The sequence below is a fragment of the Microcystis sp. LE19-8.1F genome (genome assembly GCF_027531715.1).
In the GTDB taxonomy this organism is placed as follows: Bacteria; Cyanobacteriota; Cyanobacteriia; order Cyanobacteriales; family Microcystaceae; genus Microcystis; species Microcystis wesenbergii_A.
In genome coordinates this window covers 1-4,079 of the sequence record NZ_JAPZSO010000033.1, presented here as the reverse complement: position 1 = coordinate 4,079, position 4,079 = coordinate 1, and the positions used below count along the sequence as shown (strand labels likewise).

Here is a 4,079-nt window from a genome sequence, read left to right as displayed (position 1 = left end):
CACGAGCGCAACGCTCACAACTTCCCCTTAGACTTAGCTAGTGGTGAACAGGCTCCTGTAGCTCTGACTGCTCCTGCTATCAATGGTTAATTCCTAGTCTGAACGAAAAGGCACTCCCGCGAGGGGGTGCTTTTTTGTTGTTAGAATAAAAAATAGGGTAGTTTGTTTGAAGTTAAATTATGCTACCTATTTTTTAATATTTAGGATTCATAGTATTGTGTTTTTTGATGTCTTTGAGGAACCCCTTGGTCAGCTATTATTGCAAAAATATCAACTATCTCTAATCGTTTTTGATCCCGAACAGTAGGTGATTCTGGAATGGATACACTGGTAAGTGATCGGCAGTTAATTGAACAAATTTTCAATGATTATACCCAGATTCCTTATTCAGATAGTGACGTGATCTTAGAAACGGTATTCGATCGGCAACAAGATCGCTATTTAGTGATGGTTTTAGGTAGAGAACCAGTATATGTTCGGCCTTATCGCGCTACCCGTCGGGTTCATGGTTGTTTAATTCATGTTGATATCATTGATGGGAAATTTTGGATTCAACGAGATGGTACTGAGGAAGGAGTCGCTTCAGACCTTCTCAAAGCTGGTATCCCTCCAGAACCCATTGTTTTAGGGTTTCTTAGCCAAGAATTAAGGCAATATTCCCAATTTGCTATTACTTGATCATTAGGTTAACTACTCTCTCATTTTGCTTAGTACATAAGTTCTGTGTTTTTCTTGCGGTCGCTCGTCAGCCGCGCTCGATCATTGAAAATTTAACATAGAACTTGTAGATGTTTCTAACCATCCCAGCCGATTTTTTACGTTGTAAACTGCCAGTTTTACCATATTCATGCTCGCAGATATTCTGTAAGGATTTGCTGGCTTTTTAGGGTTAGGATCTATTCTAACGACATTTCCACTCCAAAGATCACTACCAGTTGCCCAGTCTAATCTAGCCAACAATGAAATTTTAGCCCTATCAAAACTGTTGTTATTTTCATCGTAAATATCATACAACAAGTATCCTAATATTTCTAAGCCTACGCTACGTCCTAAGATACAACTTATCTGAAATTGAGTTAACTGATCAACGGTTAATTTATCTGTGCTATTCTCTGCTATTGCTCTAGTTTGAGAACACTCAGAAAAAAACTGATTTAAACATTTAAATAAAGCCTCAGATGATTCTTCAACATTTATCTCTGTTAAATCAGAATTAATGTCGTTATCAAATGCTAAACTTACTAATTTTGCCACATAGTTAAAGGTATAGATAAGTTTCTTTTTTAACGAAGGGTGATCTTTGATAGCTTCTGTTTTATCGGCAAACATAGAAACTTGATGGAGTAAATTTTTGGTAATACCCACCCGTCCTTCAAATTCCCCAAAGGACAGGAGTAACGATTTATCTAAAGGCCTTGTTTGAGCCATATCTCTAAAATCGGTTTGGCATTGTCTAAAATCCCCTTCCAATACCAAAGTAATAGGAAAATCATTATCACCGATTAGTTCCCCCTCAGAATTCGTAATCAATTCGTGAATAGCGCGTTTACGATGTTGACCATCTGTAATATCTAATTTGATTCCACGTCCGATTATAACCAAGCATAGCCCACGAGCAAGATCGATCAGCTTAATTTTTTCTGGATCAACATTAGCTGTTAGAGTTCCTAAAATCCATGGTTTATCTTGTTTAATCCGCTTAAGGATATATTCTTTAACTTCCTCTGTATGTCCTTGAACCTCTGGGCGATTTTTTCCTGAATCGGGATCGTTCCCTGTAGATGGCTTTGCTTGAAGCAAGGTTGGTAAATCATGAGCGGCAACATTTATTTGAACCATTTTTCGTTTTCCTTGTTGGAAAACTAGCCCAAGATAGCATTTCTCTCTGTAATGCTCAGAAAAGTAGTATTCCAGTACCTGATTCAGTTGTTGAGTCAAATCTGAAGAATGAGGTGCAATATCAGACATAATAGAAAAAACACCAAAAAACACTCAATACTCATAACATTATAGCAGTTATCTTAATGATGAGGCACGAAGTTTTCGTTTTGGGGAATAGGAAACGCCAGAATAGGGAACAAGGAACAGCAGCTGATCGTGCGGGGATGATGCCAAATCCCGTCATACTTCATCTTTAGGCGAAACTCTGTAGTCATCCTTGAGACACTCAGTATGGATTTTTATGACAGATACCCTCAAATCAGATAAGTCGCCTATCCGTACTATTGCGGAGTTTGTCGAGGATTTAAATTATTTAACTCAAGAAATACAGGAATTATACTGTGCAGATACTATTCCTTGGGTTGTGGGAGTATCATGGGGAAAAGATAGTACAAGCATATTGCAGTTAATCTGGAATGCGATCGCATCCTTACCATTAGAGAAGCGACACAAAACCATTCATGTGATCACTACCGATACTTTTGTTGAAAACCCAATTGTTTCTACTTGGGTACGCAGATGTATTAGACAGCTTACAGAAGCGGCAAAACAGCAACAAATGCCTGTTAAATCGCATCTACTGCATCCTGAAGTTAACGCTACTTTCTGGGTTTGTTTGATAGGAAAAGGATATCCTGCTCCAAGGCACGGCTTTCGTTGGTGTACTGATCGCATGAAAATTCAGCCTGTCAATAACTTTATTCGCAATTTAGTCAGAGTTCATTGTGAAACTATTGTTGTGCTAGGAATTAGGAAGGCTGAAAGTCAAGCGCGAGCAATCACCATGAAAAAACATGAAATAGGTAGAGTTCGTGACAGATTAAGCCCCAATGGACGTTTAATCAACTCTTTGATTTATACTCCCATAGAAGATTGGCGTACTGATGAAGTATGGATGTACTTAATGCAGTGGGAAAATCCCTGGGGAGGAGACAACAAAGAATTATTAGCAATGTATCGAGGAGCAACTGCGGATAATGAATGTCCCCTAGTGGTAGATACTTCCACTCCTAGCTGTGGAGATTCGCGCTTTGGTTGTTGGGTGTGTACGATGGTGAATAAAGATAAATCGATGGAGGCAATGATACAGAATGACGAGGAAAAAGAATGGTTACAACCACTTTTAGACCTTCGCAACGAATTGGATATAGAAGATGACCGACCAAAACGGGATTTTCGTCGTATCTTTGGGAAAGTACAATTATTTGAAAGAAACTTAAATGGAGAAATATCGATCGAACCGATACCCGGCCCTTATACTAAACAATGGCGGGAATATTGGCTGAGAAGGGTATTAGAGGCACAGCAGAGCGTGCGTACTAATGCGCCAGAGGATATGAAAGATATTACCCTAATTACCACGGAGGAACTCAGCGAAATTCGCCGGATTTGGAGGGAAGAAAAGCACGAATTTGATGACCAATTACCGAAGATTTATAAACAAGTGACTGGAGAAAATTTTCAAGACCCGCGACCGGGGGCGGATAATAATCTTTTGGGGAGTGAAGAATGGGATATCCTCGCGGATATCTGTGCCGAGGATTCCATGCACCTAGAATTATTGGCTAAACTGATCGATACGGAACGTCAATATTTTCTCAAAATCTCTCGCAAGGGTATTTACAAAGACCTAGAAAAATGCTTTGAATCTAGTTCTCGTAGTAAAGAGGAAGCGATCGAAAATGCTCGTTATATCTATGATCTAAAGAATGCCGCTCAAAGTGGCAATATTGCTCAGGTGAAAGAACAACTCAAAGACAGTTTTAGTGAACCGGAAAAAGACCAGCAAAAACAGTTAACTTGGGCCAGTATGAAATTCCCTACAACCGTTGAGGAGGAAGAATAACGGGCCTATTTTACCTGTAAACGTCCCTGGATTTTCCCTCTGGCAACAATCAATAAAATCCCAGCACTGGTCTGTGAAAGAATCTGACTGGGATTAATGACCAACTGACCACCAGAATCCTGACAGTGGTTTTTCGACTTTCTATTATGAGTCTCAAGGGGTGACAGAAAGGTTAAAGAGCTTGCTTGATAAGGCTCATAGCCGTTAACCCTTTGGAGAAATAAGGGTTTTTCTGGGGTTTGAGGCGTATCAAAGAAAGGGCAAGTTCCGAAAAAATATCCATCGACTCAAC

The 4,079-nt window shown here is 39.6% G+C and carries 3 protein-coding genes and 1 pseudogene; 3 read left to right on the top strand and 1 reads right to left on the bottom strand.

The window, feature by feature from the left end:
• Together O9334_RS03920 and O9334_RS03915 are read left to right on the top strand one after the other, a co-directional pair.
• Positions 1-90: pseudogene (locus O9334_RS03920) on the top strand (photosystem Q(B) 2 domain protein); the annotation flags it as partial.
• A gap of 228 nt (positions 91-318) precedes the next feature.
• Positions 319-678: a XisI protein gene (locus O9334_RS03915; protein ID WP_045360831.1), complete on the top strand. Its 360-nt coding sequence runs from the start codon at positions 319-321 to the stop codon at positions 676-678.
• A gap of 81 nt (positions 679-759) precedes the next feature.
• On the opposite strand, the gene O9334_RS03910 is transcribed toward O9334_RS03915, so the two are convergent.
• A complete protein-coding gene (locus O9334_RS03910) occupies positions 760-1,968 on the bottom strand; it encodes a DNA sulfur modification protein DndB (RefSeq protein ID WP_190381657.1) in 1,209 nt (402 codons plus the stop codon).
• A gap of 214 nt (positions 1,969-2,182) precedes the next feature.
• Here O9334_RS03910 and dndC point away from each other — a divergent pair, with 214 nt between their 5' ends.
• The gene (dndC, locus tag O9334_RS03905; RefSeq protein WP_287999489.1) at positions 2,183-3,787 is read left to right on the top strand and encodes a DNA phosphorothioation system sulfurtransferase DndC; all 1,605 of its coding nucleotides are present in this window, start codon (positions 2,183-2,185) and stop codon (positions 3,785-3,787) included.
• Positions 3,788-4,079: the final 292 nt, after the last annotated feature.

What these genes read in the sequence shown, in the direction of transcription:
- O9334_RS03910 (WP_190381657.1), bottom strand. Translation starts at nt 1,968, where the DNA reads ATGTCTGATATTGCACCTCATTCTTCAGATTTGACTCAACAACTGAAT.
- dndC (WP_287999489.1), top strand. Translation starts at nt 2,183, where the DNA reads ATGACAGATACCCTCAAATCAGATAAGTCGCCTATCCGTACTATTGCG.
- O9334_RS03915 (WP_045360831.1), top strand. Translation starts at nt 319, where the DNA reads ATGGATACACTGGTAAGTGATCGGCAGTTAATTGAACAAATTTTCAAT.